14 protein-coding genes are annotated in these 15,558 nt (G+C 63.6%); 9 read left to right on the top strand and 5 right to left on the bottom strand.

Going from position 1 to position 15,558, the window contains the following annotated elements; translation table 11 throughout:
* Positions 1-57 precede the first annotated feature (57 nt).
* Positions 58-1,851, bottom strand: coding sequence for a protein-disulfide reductase DsbD (locus tag BI347_RS18860; protein ID WP_071116731.1), 1,794 nt, complete (start codon positions 1,849-1,851; stop codon positions 58-60).
* 211 nt (positions 1,852-2,062) lie between these two features.
* Here BI347_RS18860 and BI347_RS18865 point away from each other — a divergent pair, with 211 nt between their 5' ends.
* Positions 2,063-2,890, top strand: coding sequence for an alpha/beta fold hydrolase (locus BI347_RS18865; protein ID WP_071116732.1), 828 nt, complete (start codon positions 2,063-2,065; stop codon positions 2,888-2,890).
* Positions 2,891-3,257: 367 nt separating this feature from the next.
* Here the strand turns inward: BI347_RS18865 and BI347_RS18870 are convergent, their stop codons facing one another.
* From BI347_RS18870 to BI347_RS18885, 4 genes are read right to left on the bottom strand one after another with little or no spacing between them, the layout of a single operon-like run.
* Positions 3,258-4,400 (bottom strand): ABC transporter permease, encoded by a 1,143-nt coding sequence (locus tag BI347_RS18870; protein ID WP_071116733.1) that lies wholly within the window; start codon positions 4,398-4,400, stop codon positions 3,258-3,260.
* Positions 4,397-5,896, bottom strand: a complete 1,500-nt coding sequence (locus BI347_RS18875; protein ID WP_071116734.1) for an efflux transporter outer membrane subunit — start codon at positions 5,894-5,896, stop codon at positions 4,397-4,399. The genes BI347_RS18870 and BI347_RS18875 overlap by 4 nt, the downstream gene beginning before the upstream one ends.
* Positions 5,896-6,981 (bottom strand): HlyD family secretion protein, encoded by a 1,086-nt coding sequence (locus BI347_RS18880; protein ID WP_071116735.1) that lies wholly within the window; start codon positions 6,979-6,981, stop codon positions 5,896-5,898. Before BI347_RS18880 ends, BI347_RS18875 begins: the two co-directional genes overlap by 1 nt.
* Complete coding sequence (locus BI347_RS18885) at positions 6,978-7,610, bottom strand: ABC transporter ATP-binding protein (RefSeq protein ID WP_239690951.1); 633 nt, start codon at positions 7,608-7,610, stop codon at positions 6,978-6,980. Before BI347_RS18885 ends, BI347_RS18880 begins: the two co-directional genes overlap by 4 nt.
* A 1,175-nt stretch (positions 7,611-8,785) precedes the next feature.
* On the opposite strand from BI347_RS18885, the gene pheA reads away from it, so the two are divergent.
* The 8 genes from pheA (at position 8,786) to BI347_RS18930 (ending at position 15,550) form a co-directional block, all read left to right on the top strand.
* The gene (gene pheA, locus BI347_RS18895) at positions 8,786-9,859 is read left to right on the top strand and encodes a prephenate dehydratase (protein ID WP_071114114.1); all 1,074 of its coding nucleotides are present in this window, start codon (positions 8,786-8,788) and stop codon (positions 9,857-9,859) included.
* A 61-nt stretch (positions 9,860-9,920) separates the two neighbouring features.
* Entirely contained in the window at positions 9,921-10,511 is a 591-nt protein-coding gene (locus BI347_RS18900; protein ID WP_071114113.1) for an LOG family protein, read from the top strand.
* A gap of 8 nt (positions 10,512-10,519) precedes the next feature.
* Positions 10,520-11,131 (top strand): hypothetical protein, encoded by a 612-nt coding sequence (locus tag BI347_RS18905; protein WP_071116738.1) that lies wholly within the window; start codon positions 10,520-10,522, stop codon positions 11,129-11,131.
* Positions 11,128-12,069: a hypothetical protein gene (locus tag BI347_RS18910; protein ID WP_071116739.1), complete on the top strand. Its 942-nt coding sequence runs from the start codon at positions 11,128-11,130 to the stop codon at positions 12,067-12,069. The genes BI347_RS18905 and BI347_RS18910 overlap by 4 nt, the downstream gene beginning before the upstream one ends.
* A gap of 206 nt (positions 12,070-12,275) precedes the next feature.
* Complete coding sequence (locus BI347_RS18915) at positions 12,276-13,547, top strand: nitronate monooxygenase (protein WP_071116740.1); 1,272 nt, start codon at positions 12,276-12,278, stop codon at positions 13,545-13,547.
* Between the two features lie 388 nt (positions 13,548-13,935).
* Positions 13,936-14,637, top strand: coding sequence for a GTP cyclohydrolase I (folE, locus tag BI347_RS18920; RefSeq protein WP_071114496.1), 702 nt, complete (start codon positions 13,936-13,938; stop codon positions 14,635-14,637).
* 13 nt (positions 14,638-14,650) lie between these two features.
* Positions 14,651-15,073 (top strand): BLUF domain-containing protein, encoded by a 423-nt coding sequence (locus tag BI347_RS18925; protein ID WP_071114502.1) that lies wholly within the window; start codon positions 14,651-14,653, stop codon positions 15,071-15,073.
* Between the two features lie 69 nt (positions 15,074-15,142).
* A complete protein-coding gene (locus BI347_RS18930; protein WP_071114497.1) occupies positions 15,143-15,550 on the top strand; it encodes an FKBP-type peptidyl-prolyl cis-trans isomerase in 408 nt (135 codons plus the stop codon).
* Positions 15,551-15,558 lie beyond the last annotated feature (8 nt).

Below are 15,558 nucleotides of genomic sequence, written 5' to 3' on the forward strand. Positions count from 1 at the left end.
TCCGTTAGGGGTCGGCAGAACGAACGGCCGGCGCCAGGGCGCCGGCCGGATATCGCGCTAGTTTGCCACTTTGCCCAGCTCCCGGGCAAATGCCTCCGCCGGCGTGTAGCCCACCACGCGGTTGCTTTCGCGCGATTGCGGGTCGAACAATATGATGCCTGGCGGGCCGAACAGGCCGAAACGCTTGAGCAGCGCCTGGTGCTCGGCGCTGTTGGCGGTCACGTCGGCGCGCAGCAGCGTGAAGCGCTGCAGTTGGGCCGCCACCTGCGGCTGCGGAAACACTTCGGCTTCCATTTCCTTGCAGGCGATGCACCAGTCGGCGTAGAAATCCAGCAGCAGCGGCTTGCCGCCGGCCTTGGCTTCGGCCAGCTTGGCGTCCAGCTCGGCGATCGAGCTGACCGGCTGGAAATTCTGCTGGGCGTGGCCTTCGGCGTTGCTGGACGCGATCAGCCGCAAGGGATAGCGCGGATTGTCGGCGCCGGACAGCAGGCCAAGTAGCTGCGCGCCGCCCAGCAGGAACAACAGCAGGCCCAGAGCCTTGCCCAGCCGGGCGCTGGTCTTGGAGCCGGCCGACAGGCTGTCGAAGGCGCCGATGAACACTGCGGTGCCGATCAGCAGCGCGGCCCACAGCAGCATCACCAGCGCGGCAGGCAGGAAGGGCGTCGCCAGCCAGATGGCCAGGGCCAGCATCAGCACCCCGAAGGCCGCCTTCACCGCCTTCATCCAATTGCCGGCGCGCGGCAGCACCTGGCCGCCGAAAGTGCCGATGGCGATCAGCGGCAGGCCCAGACCCAGCGCCATCGCGTACAGCGCCGCGCCGCCAAGCACCGCGTCGCCGGTGCTGCCGATATAGCCCAGCGCCAGCGCCAGCGGCGGCGCCACGCATGGACCGACCAGCAGCGCCGACAGCGCGCCCATCAGGAACACGGTGACGGCCTTGCCGCCCGACAGGCGGTTGGAGGTGTCGTTCAGCCGCGATTGCAGGCCGCTGGGCAGCTGGATGGTGAACAGGTCGAACATCGACAGCGCGAACACCACCATCAGCGCGCTGGCGCTCAGCACCACCGCCGGCTGCTGCAGCCAGATGGTGAGCAGTGAGCCGGTGAGGCCGGCCACCACGCCGACGGCGGTGTAGGTGAGCGCCAGGCCTTGCACGTACAGCAGGGACAGCAGGAAGCCGCGGCGGCGGGTAATGGTTGCGCCCTGGCCGGCAATCAGCGATGAAACGATGGGCAGCAGCGGGTACATGCAGGCGGTGAACGCCATGCCTAGTCCCGCCAGCAGAAAGGTGCCCAGTGTGGTCAGCCAACCCTGGGCTGCCAATTCGCTGTTACCGGCCGACGATTTTCCCGCGGTATCGGCGTCTCCGGTCCAGGCGCTCAGCTTGCCCGCCACGCCGCCGTTGCCGCCCACCTGCAGCTTGTGGGTGTAGGGCGGGTAGCAGACGCCGGCCTCGGCGCAGCCTTGCAGCCGCACGTTGAGCTGGAAATTGTCCGGCGCGCCGGCTGCCAGCGGGATGGTGATGACCTGCTTGCCGTGGTAGATCACCTGCTTGCCGAAGTAGGGATCGCTCTTCTCCTGGCCGACCGGCAGCGCCGGCTTGCCGGTCAGTTCGGCCGGGGTGCTGCTGACGCTGATGCGGTCGCGGTACAGGTAGTAGCCGGAGGCGACGTCCAGGGTCAGCTCCAGTTGTTTGTCGTTGCGGACGACTTTGGCGGCGAACGCCTGCTCAGGCGGCAGCAGGTCGTCTTGGTTGACCGCATGCGCCGGCAGCGCGAAGCTCAGACAGGCGAGCAGCGCCGCCAGCCACTGCCAGGCCGATCGGTAGGTGGAATGTAGGTATGCTTGCACTTGCAGACTCTTCTGGGGTTGGCGATGAGGGTGTGACGACGCAAACGGAAGACGGTTCCGTTTTTATGCGGCGTGATGCAATATGCATCAAATCATGCGATCCGGCAAACTCGAAAGGCCTGTCGGACTCTGCGGCTAGTATATCCGGGCCGGACCGACGCAGACAGCTGCCGGCTTGTGAAAAATAAGAATGAAGTTATCAGAGGGGTTTATGCGGGAAACCATTCATTTCGCCCACGCCAACAGCTTCCCGGCGTCGGTGTATCGCAAGCTGCTGGACAAGCTGGCCGAGCGCCACCAAGTCGGCTATCTGGACACCATAGGCCACGATCCGGACTACCGGATCACCGATTGTTGGCCGCATCTGGTGGACGAGAGCATACGCTACATCGAGCGGCACTACGCCGGGCCGGTGGTGGGGGTGGGACATTCGCTGGGCGGCTTCCTGATGTTCTACGCCGCGTTGAAGCGGCCGGATCTGTTCCGCGCCATCATCATCATGGATTCGCCGTTGATGGGACCATCCCGCTCTTTCGGCATCTGGCTGGCCAAGCGCCTGGGCTTCATCCAGCGGGTCACGCCGGGCGGCAATACCCTGAAGCGGCGCGACAACTGGGCATCGGTGGAGATGGCGCGCGACTATTTCGCCCGCAAGCCGATGTTCGCCCGCTTTGATCCGGAGTGCCTGGCCGATTATGCCGAACTGGGCACGCAGGACGACGGCTGCGGCGGCCGCCGGCTGAAATTCCGTCCCCAGGTGGAGCACGATATCTACGCCACCTTGCCGCACGATTTTCCGCGCCACCGCGGCCGCCTCACGGTGCCGGCGGCCTTCCTGGCCGGCTCGGGGTCGGACGTGCTGAGCGAGGCCGACCTGCGCTTCATGCGGCGACACTTTCCGATGCGGGTGGAAACGCAGCAGGGTAGCCACCTGTTTCCGCTGGAGCATCCGCTGGAAACGGCCGAGCATATCCTGCACCTACTGGAGCAGTTGACGCAGATATCCATAGCAAGAGCCGCTGCAGAGAAATCCAGCTGAGAAGCGTTGGGGGAGGCGCAACCCATGCAGGGTATTGCGCGCCGGTTTGCTGGTGGGGGCGGCTTGGCGAAGAGGGGTGCGCTTTCATTGCCTATTTTGCAGCCATGTGTTTTCCAGGCTCAAGGGGCATGCGCGACTTGATTGCCGGCGGCTAGATTCGCTCTCAGACCTTGGGCGAGCTACTGTTGCTTGTGCCTGCCCAGTGAAAGCGCTGAACAGTTCAACTTCCCACAGGATTGCAAGGGGTTGAACTGGCGCTTGACGATGCGGAGGAGGGGTGTCGGTGTGCCACGCAGCGGCGCAAACCGAATTCCGCAGCATGCGGCCCGTTCGTTTGTCCAAGAGTCCGTGCAAGGGCATCGGTCGGCTAGCCGCGGAAGATATCGAAGGGTTCTATCTTGAGCACCCGGCGGATGGCGAAATAGCTGGAAATGGCGGCGATCACCACCACCATCCCAAATGCCAGCGCAAGGTTCCAGAAGGTGATGATGGCGGCGTAGTTGGGCAGTTGCGAGCGGGCGATGGTGATCAGCAGCGTGATCAGGCCTATGCCCAGGCCGAAGCCGGTGATCGCGGTGAAGGTGGCCATGAACAGTATCATTACCACCAGTTCGCGTCCCTTGGCGCCGATGGCCTTGAGTGCGCCGAATTTCTCCAGATTCTCCAGGATGAAGCTGTAAAAAGTCTGGCCTGAGATCGACAGCCCGACGATGAAGCTGATCACCGTCATCAGCAGGATATTGGTGCCGATGCCGGTCTGGTAGGTGTAAAAATCGGCGATGTGCTCCTTGAAGGCATCCTTGGTCAGCGCCAGGTAGCCCAGCTTCTTCACCTGGTCCTGGATGCCGGCGACGGCGGCGTCGCTCTTGGGTTGCAGCAGCACATAGGACATGGTGAAGCGGGTGGACGGTATGTACTGGATGGCGCGGAAATAGGTGGTGTACAGCGTCGGCACGCCGTTCAATCCGTTCGACGCCACCTTGGCGATGCCGACGATTACGCCGCGGAAATCGTTCAATTCGAATTCGGTGCCGATCTTGGGGTTTTCCAGCTTGGGGAATTCGGCGTCGTCCACCACCAGGAACGAGTTTTCGGCATAGATATCGGCTATCTTGCCTTGCTCGACCTCGGGGCGGCCAAACAGGCTGGTATCGTCCAGCCCTATCACCGTCACCGATTGATAGTCGCCGCTGGCCAGCCTGACCTGCGCCCCGCCGATGTAGATCGGCACCGCGTAGCTGACGCCGTCCATGCTGCGCACCGCATCCAGCAGGTAGTCCGGCATGGGGATGGGGCTGGTGGCGGTGTTGACCGCCGGGTCCATGACCCACATGCTGGCGCCGATATTGGTCACCGTGGAATAGGCCCGGTTGAGGATGCCGGCGAACATCGCGGTCATCTGCATCATCAGGAACACTGCGAAGGTGATGCCGATCAGCAGCGCGGTGAATTTGGCCCGGTCGTTGACCAGCAGCTTGAAGCCGATGCGCAGAATGCCGCCGTATTTCATGGCGCCGCTCCTTCGCCTGCGCCAGCTGCCGCGCTCCACCATCCGCCGCCCAGCGCCGCCAGCAGCGCCACCGTGTCCTGCTGGCGCTGCGCCACGGCCTGCAGATAGGCGATATCCGCGCCATGCAGCTGGATGTCGGCGCTCAACACGTCGAGGTAGGCCACCAACCCGGCGCGATAATTGGCCTGCAGCAGTTGCAGCGCGCCGGCGGCCGCATTCCTGGCGTCGCGCTGGGCCTGCAAGGCCTGCGCGTCGTGTTGCAGCGCATTCAGCGCATCGGCCACCTGGCCGAAAGCTTGCAGCACCGTCTGCCGGTAATTCGCCTCTTGCTGCCGATAGGCGTCGATGGCGGCCTGGCGTCCGTACCACAGGCTACCGCCGTGGAACAGCGGCATCGCCAAGGCCGGGCCTACGCCCCAGAAGCGGTTGCCGGCAGCCAGGAAATTTCCCGGCTTGGAGCCGGCCGAACCATAGGTCGCACTCAGGCTGAGGCTGGGGAACATGGCGGCGGTGGCCACCCCGATATCGGCGCTGGCGGCGTGCAGCCTGGCCTCGGCCTGCAGGATGTCCGGCCGTTGCCGCACCAGTTCGGAAGGCAGGCTCAGCGGCAGCGTCGCCGGTAGCGCCAGGCTGTCCAGCGCGATGTCGGGCAGCGCGGCCTGCTCCGGCAGGCTACCCATCAGCAGCGCCAGCAGGTGTTCCGCCTGGCTGATTTTCTGCCGCAGGGCCGCCAGCTGCGCCTGGTTGCCGGCGATCAGGGCTTGCTGGCTCAGGATGGCGGCATAGGGGGTGGTGCCGGCATCCACCTGCGCCTCGACGCTGCGCAACTGTTCGGTCTCCAGCGCGATCAGCTGTTCGGTGGCGCGCAGTTGCGCCGCGTAGGCCGCGCGGGCGATGCAGGCGTCGACGACATTGGCCGACAGCGTCAGGTAGGCGGCCCTGCCAGCGTTGCGCTGCAGGTCGACTTGCGCCGCCAGCCCCTCGACGGCGCGCCGCTCGCCGCCGAACCAGTCCAGCGGGTAGCTGATGACGCCGCTGGCCGTCACCACGTTGAAAACCGTTGCCTCGTTTGTCGAGCCCTGCTGTTGCGGCGCGCTGCGCATCCGCGTCGCGCTGAGGCCGGCGTCCAGGCTGGGAAAGAAGATGCCGTAACCGGCGCGCAGATTGTCCTGGCTTTGCCGCAGGCTGGCTTCGGCGCTTTGCAAGGTGGGATTGCGCGCCAGCGCCTGTTCGACCACGCCGTTCATCGGCGCGGAGCCGAACAGCCGCCACCAGTCGGCGGGCAGCGCGGCGCCTGGCGCGAACTGCTGCGCCTGGCCATCGGCGGCGATGGTGGCGGCAAGCGGCTCCTGGGTGTAGCGGTCGGCTTGCGGCGGGGCGGGGCGGACAAAATCCGGCCCCAGCATGCAGCCGTCCAGCAACGCGGCCGCCAGCAGCGCGGCGATGGCGCGGGCGCATCGTCGCGGCCGGCCGCAGGTTCTGCGGGCGGCGGACATCATTTGCTTCCGATGAAGACATCCACCAGCTGGCCGGGGTAGGCCATGGCGGGCGTCGTCATCTTGAAGCGGAAAATCACCGGCAGCACCCTGAGATCCACCCGTTCCTGCCGCTGGTTGGACAGCTCTATCTTGGGGGAGACGTAAGGCTGGATGCGGACGAACTGCAGCGCCACCTTGACGTTGGAGCCGCGCAGGGACATCTGCGCCTGCATGTGGTCCGGCGGCGGCAGGCGCGACACCAGTATTTCATCGACGTAGCAGCGTACCGCCAGCGTGCTCTGCGACGCGCTCATCACCACCAGCGGATCGAAGCCCTGGGTATAGGCGTTGTAGGATCCCTGCGATGAAACATAGCTGCCGGGAGTCGAGTTGACTGCCAGCACCACGCCTGCCACCTGGGCCTTGACGGTGTACTTCAACAGCACGCTGCGGGCGGAGCGGTAGGCCTGCAGCAGCGCCTGGTATTGCTTGCGTTGGTTGGCGATGTCGTAGCTCCAGGCTCCGGCGCGGGTCAGCTCGTATTGCTTGCGCGCCACGTCCAGCGCCACGGCGGCCTGGCGCATGGTGTCGCCGGCGGTGTCCAGCGCGTCTTTGCTGATGGACTTGCTGTCGATGCGGAAGCTGGCCTGGCGCTTGTCGTACTGGTCGCGGGCGATTTTCAGGTTGGACATGGCGAGGTCCACCTGAGATTTGGCGATGGCCAGCGTTTCGCGGCGCGGCTGCGCCTGCAGTTCGTTCAGCAGCGCCAGCGCCGCTTCGGCCTGCAGCCGCAATTGTTCGGTGCTGGCTTGCTGGGTGGCGTCGTCTATTTGCAGCAAGGGGGCGCCCACCGCAACCGGCTGGCCTTCGCGCACCAGCACCTTCACTACCGGGCCGGACACTTCCGGGTAGATATTGATGTTGGAGCCGCTGCCCTGGTCGCCCTCTATGATGCCGTTGGCGTAGATGGCTGCGGCGTAGGGATTGGCGACCGGCGCGAACGCCGGCGGCTGGGCCTTGCGTTCGATGCCGAAGATATAGGCGGCCACCAGTCCGGCCAACACGCCCAGGATGGCCAGCGCGAAGACGATGCGGTTTCTCATTGCGCTCCCTTATCCAGGCCGGTGATGCGGCCGTCTTCCATGTGGACGATGCGGTCGGCGTATTCATTGATGCGGATGTCGTGCGTCACGATCAGGATGCAGCGGCTGGCGCTGAGCACCTTTTCCTTGACGAAGGCGATCACCATCTTGCCGGTGTCGCCGTCCAGCGAGGCGGTGGGTTCGTCGAGAATCAGGATTTCCGGGCTGCCGACAATCGCGCGGGCGATGGCCACCCTTTGCTGCTCGCCGCCGGAAAGCTTCACCGGCAGCGTCTTGCCGAAGCCTTTCAGGCCGACGATCTCCAGGCACTGGTTGGCCGCCGCCAGCGAGGTGTCCCAGTCCTGCTGTTTCAGGATCAGCGGAATCGCCACGTTTTCGGCCGAGGTCAGGCGCGGAAACAGGTGGTAGTCCTGGAATACGAAGCCGATGGTGTTGAGGCGGAAGTCGGCCAGCTGATCGTTGTCCAGCGCCCAGATGTCGCAGCCTTTGACGGTCACGGTGCCGGCGTCGGGGCGCAGGATGCCGGAAATCATGCTGAGAAAGGTGGTTTTGCCGCTGCCGGATGGTCCGACGATGAATACCATTTCGCCGAAATGCGCCACGAAATCGGTGTTGTCGACCGCCGTCATGCGGGTGGCGCCTTCGCCGAATGACTTGGTCAGATTTGTGGCGGATATGGCCATTGTCGGATAGGGGTTTGCGGCTGGCGGCACTGGGCCGGGAGCAGAGGAGGATATGGCCGGAATCGTTAATCGCGCGGCTGGTTTGTTCCAATGCCACCAGCCCATGTTTTCGCAAATGGTCACGGTTCCGGTCTGGTCGCCGAGGGTGGGCATGAAGCGTTCACGCCGCCGCTGGACTTGGTTGTGCATGATTGTGTTCCCACCGGGGTAGACCAAGTTCGATCCTGACCGGCAGGCATGTGCCCGTCTGTACGCTGGTGCTCATAAAGCGCCTGGGCGGAGCCAAGGGCGGGGCAGCGAACAGAGCGGCCGCCTTCTGCTGCGCAAAATGCAATCAGGCGCGTTTGATCCGTCGCCTGCTAGGATGGCGCGGCGCCAGCCGTACGTGGTGTCGGCGATCAAGGCGCGCCGCGGGCATCTGGACTACTTCCACGGCCTGAGCAAAAACGGGTCGCCGCAATGGGGCGCGCATTGGGAGCCCGGTGGGAGCAAAGCCGGCATGGGGGGAGTCAATGGGGTCGCCGCGCCCTTGCCCCTCTACCAGCGCCAATACGCCAGGACCCGTTATCCCAGGACAGAGCAGCAGCAACAAGCGATCCGGCGGCAGAACGAACATCCTCCGCCTCGCGTAGCGGCTCCGCCGCAGCGCGCATAGTCTCACCAGCCTCCAGACCTGCAGGCGGCGGATTCGCAGCATCCGGCCGCTCCCCACCTGTACGAAATCCGCCAACAGTCATTATTGGCCCTTCCGGAGCCTCGAGCTGCATCCTGAAGAGACGAGGTCGCAGGAGCAACATAGGCTGTCGATGGCAACTGATCGGAGCAAGTGGCGTTACGGTTGCCTCCAAGCGGCATCGGTCATTGAGCCATCCTCTTCCACCGTGTCGTAGCCGCATGCCTGGCAGTGCCCTTGGCGTTGAGTCAGGGACGGTTACCATTCCTCCTCGCTTGCACGGTCTGTCGCGCCATTGCTAGATTGCCGACTGCCGGGATGGTAGAAATGACCGGCACGGAGCGGCCGGAGGGCGGTCTTTTGCGCCTGGAGCTTGCTAGCGATGGTCATCTCGCGGAAACTTGGTTTATCGTAAAGGCCAGTTCGTTACCGTGAAAGACTGAAACTCGTGTCGGAACCACTACTCAAGCAACACCGCGACGCCATCGACGCCATCGATGTCGAAATCCTTACATTGCTGAACCAGCGCGCCGGCCACGCCCGCGAGATCGGCGAGATCAAGGGCGGCGGCATCATCTACCGTCCGGAGCGCGAAGCCCAGGTGCTGCGCCGACTCAAGGACCTCAATCCGGGCCCGTTGCCCGGCGAGTCCATCGCCAGGCTGTTCCGCGAGGTGATGTCCGAGTGCCTGGCGTTGGAGAAGCCGCTGTCCATCGCCTATCTGGGCCCGGAAGGCACGTTCAGCCAACTGGCCACGGTCAAGCATTTCGGCCATGCCGCCCGTACCGTGGCCTGTTCGTCGATAGACGAAGCCTTCCGGCTGGTGGAGTCGCGCGCGCTTGATTATGTGGTGGCGCCGGTGGAAAACTCCACCGAGGGCGCGGTGGGGCGCACGCTGGACCTGATGGTCAGCTCGCCCTTGAAGATTTGTGGCGAGGTGGTGCTGCGCATCCACCATCATCTGTTGCGCAAGGCGGAAGGCTTTGACGGCATCCGCCGCGTCTACGCCCACGCCCAAGCGCTGGCGCAGTGCCACGAATGGTTGAACAAGAACCTGCCGTCGGATGTCGAACGGGTGTCGGTGGCCAGCAATGCCGAGGCGGCGCGGCTGGCGGCGGAGGACGAGTCGGCGGCGGCCATCGCCGGCCAGGCCGCGGCGGAGCGCTATTCGCTGGCGAAGCTGGCGGAAAATGTGGAGGACGAGCCCAACAACACCACCCGTTTCCTGGTGCTGGGTTTGCAGGATGTGGGGGCTACCGGGCAAGACAAGACTTCCATCGTGGTGTCGGCGCCCAACCGCCCGGGCGCGGTGCATCAGCTGCTGGAGCCGGTGGCGGCCAATGGCGTGTCGATGAGCAAGTTCGAGTCGCGGCCCTCGCGCGCCGGCCTGTGGGACTACGTTTTCTTCATCGATCTGGAAGGCCACCGGCAGGATGCAAACGTGCAGCAGGCGCTGAAGGGCCTGGGCGAGCGCACGTCCTTCGTCAAGGTGCTGGGCTCTTACCCGGCGGCGGTGCTGTGATGTTTTGGGACTTCCGCCAGAGCCGGAACTGTCCGGCCCTTGTTTTTTGGGAATGCACGAGATGAGCAAAATAAAAGCGATTTGTCTGTTTTGTGGCTCTAACAAGGGGGCGAAGCCGGAGTACGAGGCGGCTGCGCGCGATTTTGGCCGCACGCTGGCTGAACAAGGCGTCACCCTGGTCTATGGTGCCGGCAAGGTTGGTTTGATGGGTGTGGCCGCCGATGCGGCGCTGGCCGCCGGTGGCCGCGTGGTGGGTGTGATCCCTGAGTTTCTCAAGGCCAAGGAGGTGGCTCATCTGGGCTTGAGCGAGCTGCATGTCACCGAGACCATGCACCAGCGCAAGGCGCTGATGGCCGAGCTGTCGGATGGCTTCATCGCCCTGCCGGGCGGCTTCGGCACCTTTGACGAGTTATTTGAAATCCTGACCTGGGCCCAGTTGTCGGTGCACGACAAGCCGGTGGGCGTCCTGGATGCCGCCGGCTTTTTCCAGCCGCTGCGGGCGCTGGCGCAACACGCGGTGGCGGAGGGTTTCGTGCCGCCGGGCAATATGGACCTGTTCCGCATCGACGCCAGCCTACAGTCCATTTTGGACTGGATGCGGGCCTATCAGCCGCAGCCGGTGGCCAAGTGGCTGGAATTGGCGAAAACCTGAGCGTCGCCATGCAAGCTGCTCCCATTGGCCGGCCGACAGTCTGGCAACGCCTGCTCCGGTCTGCTTCCTGGCCGCTGGTGCTGCTGCTGGCAGCCATCATCGTATTTGAAGAGTATGCCTGGGACGAACTTGCGGCGGTGCTGGAGCGCTTGGCCAAGTGGCCGCCGCTGGCCGCGCTGGAGCGCTGGGTGGCCTCCCGCTCGCCGCGCGTCGCCCTGGCCTTGTTCCTGTTGCCGGCGCTGGCCTTGCTGCCGGTGAAGCTGAGCGCGCTGTTTCTGATCGAGCAGGGACATGCCTTGCTGGGCGTGGGAGTCATCCTGTTGGCCAAACTGGGCGGAACGGCCCTGGTGGCCCGGCTGTTCACGCTGACGCGCCCGGCGTTGATGCAGGTGGATTGGTTCGTTCGCCTGCATGCGCGATTCAACGCCTGCCGCGCCTGGGTGTTCGAGCGTTTGCGCAGCTCTTTGCCGTGGCGCTGGGCTCGACACGCGGTGTGGCGCATGCGGCAGTGGCGGCGGCAGCCTTCAGCCTTTTCGCGCCTGGCCCGCCGGCTGGCCAGTCGGTGGTCGCGCGCGCGGCGCTCCCCGCAGAGCGGTGAATCGAAAGGAGGGGTGGAATGATCATAGTGATGAGCGGCAGGGCGGCGGAGGCGGATATCCAGGCGGTGGTGGAGCGGATTGCCGCAGCGGGTTTAAGCGCCCATGTTTCGCGCGGGTCGGAGCGTACGGTGATAGGCGCGGTCGGCGAAGAGCGTGGCCTGGAACCGGCCATGTTCGAGGCGCTGGCCGGCGTGGAGCGGGCGTTGCGGGTGGTAGGCGAATACCGCATCGTTTCTCGCGAGTCGCAGCCGGAGGACAGCGTGGTCCGCATCGGCGGCTGCGAGTTTGGCGGTCGGGCGCCGGCCTGGCTGGCCGGTTGCGGGCCGGCTCGCGACGCGGCGGAGTTGGAGGCGGTGGCCCGCTGCGTGCAAGAGGCTGGCGGCGGCCTGATGTTTTGCGGCGGCACTCGCCGCCATGTCAGCCCCTATCATTACCAGGTTCTCGGCGTCCCCGAGCTGGAAGCCTTGCGGGATATCACCAGCCGCTTTGGCCTGGCGGCGGCGGCGGAGTTGTCGGATGCGCGCCTGTTGGAAGTCCATCTGGAACTGCAAATGGATGGGCTGCTGATCACGCCGGACAGCTTGCGGAATGTCGAACTGCTGCGCGAGACGGGCCGCACCAACAAACCTGTCATCTTGCAGCGGGATAATCGGACATCGCTGTCCGGCTGGCTGTTGGCGGCCGAATGCGTCGCAGCGGGCGGCAATCATCAAATTGTGCTTTGCGAGTGCGGGCGAGAGGGCGATAGTCCTGGCCTGGACGTTGGCGAGTTGGCCTGGCTAAGGCGGGAAACCCATCTGCCGGTGATCGCGGCGCCGGTGGCCGCCGCCGGACCGGCTTTGTCGCTAGCGCTGTCTCGGGCGGCGCTGGCGGCAGGCGCAAGCGGCCTGTTGCTGCAAACGGACAGGCAGGGGCGAGTGGCTTCGGACAGCCTGGCCAGTCTTCTGTCGCGGCTTTGAGCCGCCCTTGTCCGCGGAGCCTTGAGTGATGGCATCCCTGGTTGAACGGGGGGTGGTTGCGGGGAGGCGGGAGTTGCGGATTGCCGCCGGCGTGGCGGGATAGGGCTGGCGGGTCGCGCTTGCCATGAGCAAAAACTCTAAAATTGTGGATTTCCCACATGTCACGGGCGATAATGCCGCCCAGCACTATGGAGAGACCCGTCACAATGAAGTGTGTTGATGATTTTCGTCTACGGCTGGGCGCGCAGGAACTGGTGCCTGTCATGATAGGCGGCATGGGCGTCGATATTTCCACCGCGGCATTGGCTCTGGAAGCCGCCAGGCTGGGTGGTATCGGCCATATTTCCGATGCGATGGTGCCCACCGTGGCCGACCGTCGTTTCAATACCAAATACGTCAAGAACAAGCTGGCCCAGTACAAGTTCAATGTCGAGAATCCTGACAAGGCACTGGTGCAGTTCGATCTTGGCCTGCTGGAAGAGGCTACCCGCCTGCATGTGGGCAATGCCATGCAGCAGAAGCAGGGCAGTGGCCTGGTGTTCATCAATTGCATGGAAAAGCTGACGATGAACGCCCCCAAGGAAACGCTGCGCGTGCGGATGCGCGCAGCGCTGGATGCCGGAATCGATGGCATTACGCTGGCCGCTGGCCTGCATTTGGGCTCCTTCTCGCTTATTGAAGACCATCCCCGTTTCCGCGACGCCAAGCTGGGCATCATCGTGTCCTCGTTGCGCGCGCTGCAGCTGTTCTTGAAAAAGAACAGCCGCTATGATCGTCTGCCGGATTATGTCGTGGTGGAAGGTCCGTTGGCCGGCGGCCACCTGGGTTTCGGCATGGATTGGGCCGAATACGATCTGGCAACCATCTTCGGCGAGATCCGCGACTGGCTGAAGGCCGAGCAGCTGGACATTCCTCTGATTCCCGCCGGCGGCATCTTTACCGGCAGCGACGCGACTGCTTTTCTCGAGGCCGGCGCCGGCGCCGTCCAGGTCGCCACCCGCTTTACGGTCAGCCGAGAATGCGGCCTGCCGGAAAAGGTGCAGCAGGAGTATTTCAAGTCCAGCGAGGAGGACATTGAGGTCAATCAGCTGTCTCCCACCGGCTATCCGATGCGGATGATAAAGAGTTGTCCGGCAATCGGCGACAGCATCCGGCCTAATTGCGAGGCCTATGGCTATCTGCTGGATTCCAAAGGCAGTTGTTCCTATATCGATGCCTATTACAAGGCTCAACAGGCGGCAGCCCCTGGGTCGAAGCGGGTGCCGGTATGGGAAAAGACCTGCCTGTGCACGCATATGCGGAATTTTGACTGCTGGACCTGTGGCCATTACGCCTATCGATTGAAAGACACCTCGCACAAGCGCGATGACGGCAGCTATCAGTTGCTGAGCGCCGAGCACGTTTTCCATGACTATCAGTACAGCAAGGACAACAAGATCGCGCTGCCGACGCGCGAGGTGTATTTGCTGGTTGGCTGAGTGAGAGTTTTTTGCTGATGCTGCGGCATCCATTCCTACCGGGATGGGTGCCGTTTTTCTTGGCACCGCGCTTGCGGTTGACGGTGCCATCGTCTGGGATCGCCGACGATTATTCATTTGCATGGCATTGCGCATCATGCCGGCTCATGGCAGTCTTGCAGGCTGTCACGCATGTCCGGTGTGCCGCGTTTCTTTGACAGGCGGTTTTGACCCGCGCTGGCGATTCTGGCCGGCATTGTTGTTTGCAAGATGGTTTGGCCTGATCTACCATCGGCGCAGCATGCCTGCTTGCCGACCACTGTTTGCAGTTGGCGCGGCGATGCCCGCATTGCGTAGTTGCGGTATATTCCGGAATGATTTCCATTTTCTTGCGAACAAGTAATAAACAATGAGCAAAATCGATAAGCAGGATCAGCAGGAAGCGGTTTCCCAAAAGATTCGCTATCGCCTGCAGCAGGCAGGGGCGCGTTTCCATGCCAACGACAATATCGCCGCTTTTATCGAGGACGGCGAGCTGGATGCCTTGCAGGACGAGGTGCAGGCCAAATTGAAGGGGGTGCTGGAAAGCTTGGTGATCGATACCGAGAATGACCACAACACGCAGGACACCGCCAAGAGGGTCGCCAAGATGTTCTTGCGCGAGGTGTTCCGCGGCCGCTATGTGGCGATGCCGTCGAGTACCGAGTTTCCCAATGTCGAGCGCCTCAACGAACTGATGATCGTCGGCCCGATCACTGTGCGCAGCGCGTGTTCGCATCATCTGTGCCCGATCATCGGCCGCGTATGGGTGGGAGTAATGCCCAACGAGAATTCCAATCTGATCGGTCTGTCCAAGTACGTGAGACTGATCGACTGGGTGATGACCCGGCCGCAAATCCAGGAGGAGGCGGTGTCGCAGATTGCGGACCTGCTGATGAGCAAACTGCAGCCGGACGGTTTGGCCATTGTGATGGAGGCCGATCATTTCTGCATGCACTGGCGCGGGGTGAAGGATGGCAACAGCAAGATGACCAATAGCGTGATGCGCGGATCCTTCCTGACCGATCCCAATCTGCGCCGCGAATTCCTGTCCTTGATGCACAAACCTTGAAAGGAGCATGGCCATGCTGGTTCGCCTGATCTACTGCAGCCGGGCGCAACAACCGATAGACCAGGCTCTGATGGATGAAATCCTGGGGGCCTCGCGCAAATACAATCCCGCGCAGGGCATCACCGGGCTGCTGTGTTACAGCAAGGACATCTTCATGCAGGTTCTGGAGGGCAGCAGGGCGCATGTCAACCGCCTTTATTTGAAGCTGGCGCGCGACGACCGCCATCACTCGCTGACCCTGCTGTCCTTTCACGAGATAGAGCAGCGCAAGTTCGCCAACTGGAGCATGGCCGAAGTGGCGCTGGACAAGCTCAACGCTTCATTGATCCTGCGCCATTCGCCGTTGCCGATGCTGGAGCCGTTCACTATGCCGGGCGCCAGCGCGGAGCGCCTGCTGGAAGATCTGGCCGAGTCCGGCAGCATTCAGTATCGCTAGCCGCATGGCTTGTCGTGGCGGGCGAGTCCATCGTCCGTCGGTTTTGTCCTGAACAAGAGAGTATTATCCATGTCCTTTATCCGTATCGTTTCCATGGCGGTCTTGCTGGCCTTGGGCGCGGCTGCAAATGCGGCTCCCGCCACCCAGACCCTGCCCTCAGGCGTCAAGATCGAAATCCTCAAGGCCGGCAAGGGTGCGATGCCCAAGACCACCGATACCGTCAAGGTCAACTATCGCGGCACCTTCAAGGACGGCAAGGAGTTCGACAGCTCGTACAAGAACGGCGGGCCGATCAGTTTTCCGTTGAACCGGGTGATTCCGTGCTGGACCCAGGGCGTGAGCGCGCTGGCGGTGGGCAGCAAGGCCAAGCTGTATTGCCCGGCGGCTACCGCTTATGGCAGCCGCGGCGTGCCAGGCACCATCCCGCCCGACACCCCGTTGTATTTCGAAGTGGAGCTGCTGGAAATCCAGAAGTAATCGCCGCG

The organism is Chromobacterium sphagni (assembly GCF_001855575.1).
Classification (GTDB): Bacteria; Pseudomonadota; Gammaproteobacteria; order Burkholderiales; family Chromobacteriaceae; genus Chromobacterium; species Chromobacterium sphagni.

Coding starts and splice junctions, on each gene's coding strand:
- BI347_RS18905 (WP_071116738.1), top strand. CDS start 10,520: ATGCAAGCTGCTCCCATTGGCCGGCCGACAGTCTGGCAACGCCTGCTC.
- BI347_RS18880 (WP_071116735.1), bottom strand. CDS start 6,981: ATGAGAAACCGCATCGTCTTCGCGCTGGCCATCCTGGGCGTGTTGGCC.
- BI347_RS18900 (WP_071114113.1), top strand. CDS start 9,921: ATGAGCAAAATAAAAGCGATTTGTCTGTTTTGTGGCTCTAACAAGGGG.
- BI347_RS18870 (WP_071116733.1), bottom strand. CDS start 4,400: ATGAAATACGGCGGCATTCTGCGCATCGGCTTCAAGCTGCTGGTCAAC.
- BI347_RS18910 (WP_071116739.1), top strand. CDS start 11,128: ATGATCATAGTGATGAGCGGCAGGGCGGCGGAGGCGGATATCCAGGCG.
- BI347_RS18925 (WP_071114502.1), top strand. CDS start 14,651: ATGCTGGTTCGCCTGATCTACTGCAGCCGGGCGCAACAACCGATAGAC.
- BI347_RS18915 (WP_071116740.1), top strand. CDS start 12,276: ATGAAGTGTGTTGATGATTTTCGTCTACGGCTGGGCGCGCAGGAACTG.
- BI347_RS18930 (WP_071114497.1), top strand. CDS start 15,143: ATGTCCTTTATCCGTATCGTTTCCATGGCGGTCTTGCTGGCCTTGGGC.
- BI347_RS18885 (WP_239690951.1), bottom strand. CDS start 7,610: ATGACGGCGGTCGACAACACCGATTTCGTGGCGCATTTCGGCGAAATG.
- folE (WP_071114496.1), top strand. CDS start 13,936: ATGAGCAAAATCGATAAGCAGGATCAGCAGGAAGCGGTTTCCCAAAAG.
- BI347_RS18875 (WP_071116734.1), bottom strand. CDS start 5,896: ATGTCCGCCGCCCGCAGAACCTGCGGCCGGCCGCGACGATGCGCCCGC.
- BI347_RS18865 (WP_071116732.1), top strand. CDS start 2,063: ATGCGGGAAACCATTCATTTCGCCCACGCCAACAGCTTCCCGGCGTCG.